Raw genomic sequence first — 1,088 nt, 5'->3', positions numbered from 1 at the left:
TAAAAGCCGTTTCCTCTGTATAAAAGATCAGCTAAATTATGTGTATTGCACAATACATATATGTGAGGTTAGCAGTGAATTTGCCTACGCCCGAAACCTACGATGAACTTCAGAGAGCCTACGATTTTTTCAATGAGAAGCTATTCAGCAACGAGCTGCCGCCATGCCTGATAACGTTGCAGCGTGAGAAGCGAACGTATGGCTATTGTTCCTTTAAGCGTTTCGTCGGCCGTGAGAGTGGGTACACGGTAGACGAGATCGCTATGAATCCGGTGTATTTCTCGATCAGAACCATAAAGGCCACGCTTTCAACACTGGTGCATGAGATGGTTCATCAGTGGCAATTCCATTTTGGCGAGCCTGGCCGCCGTGGCTATCACAACAAACAGTGGGCGGCCCGGATGGAACGGGTAGGACTAATGCCTTCTGATACCGGCGAACCGGGAGGCAGGAAAGTGGGCCAGAGCATGACCCATTATATTATTGCCGGTGGCCCTTTCGATATGGCCTGTGATGAACTGCTGACAGGCCATTTCCAGCTTTCCTGGATGGACAGGTTTCCGCCTTACCAGCCTAAGCCTGGCGCTGTGCTAAGCCCTACAGGAAAAGGCTATATTGACGACGAGGAAGATGATAGCGAACACGAACAGGAGGTGGAGGAAGGGCGCGACCCGGTTGAACTCGACGACGAGATCATAGAGGCCATGCGATTTGTAACCCCACCGCCTGAAGCACCGGTGAACAAAACAAACCGGGAAAAGTACAGCTGCCCGGTGTGTCATATCAATCTCTGGGGTAAACCGGGGATAGTGGTTTACTGTGGTGGCGAGCACTGTAATAAAGCCGCGTTAGTAGTCTTAAAATAAAGTCCTTTCGGACTTTATTTTTTTTCCATTTCCGAGGTCGTGATGTTATTAATGCTGTACTTCGCGGCTTCTTTTAAAACAGTTTCAGCAAGGCTTGCTGGTATCCAGACCTGAACTAATTTTAATGGTTCGCCGTTCTCGGCTTTAAGAGTGGTGTTCTGGTACAAATCCCAGATTCGCTTAACGGTGCTGGAAATGTTTTGCTTGGAACGGCCTACTCGC

Annotated in this window: 1 protein-coding gene and 1 pseudogene; one reads left to right on the top strand and one right to left on the bottom strand. The window is 49.0% G+C overall.

Annotation, left to right across the window (positions count from 1 at the left end):
- The first annotated feature begins 74 nt into the window (after window positions 1-74).
- Entirely contained in the window at window positions 75-866 is a 792-nt protein-coding gene (locus QMN38_RS26615) for a SprT-like domain-containing protein (RefSeq protein ID WP_004248792.1), read from the top strand.
- A 14-nt stretch (window positions 867-880) separates the two neighbouring features.
- Here the strand turns inward: QMN38_RS26615 and ardK are convergent.
- Window positions 881-1,088: pseudogene (gene ardK / locus QMN38_RS26610) on the bottom strand (antirestriction protein ArdAB regulator ArdK); the annotation flags it as partial.

Origin of the sequence: Citrobacter sp. R-1.5.2 (genome assembly GCF_035064245.1) — a bacterium.
Taxonomy (GTDB): Bacteria; Pseudomonadota; Gammaproteobacteria; order Enterobacterales; family Enterobacteriaceae; genus Citrobacter.
The sequence above is the reverse complement of the archived record's forward strand: the minus strand, read 5'-3'. Positions and strand labels throughout refer to the sequence as shown.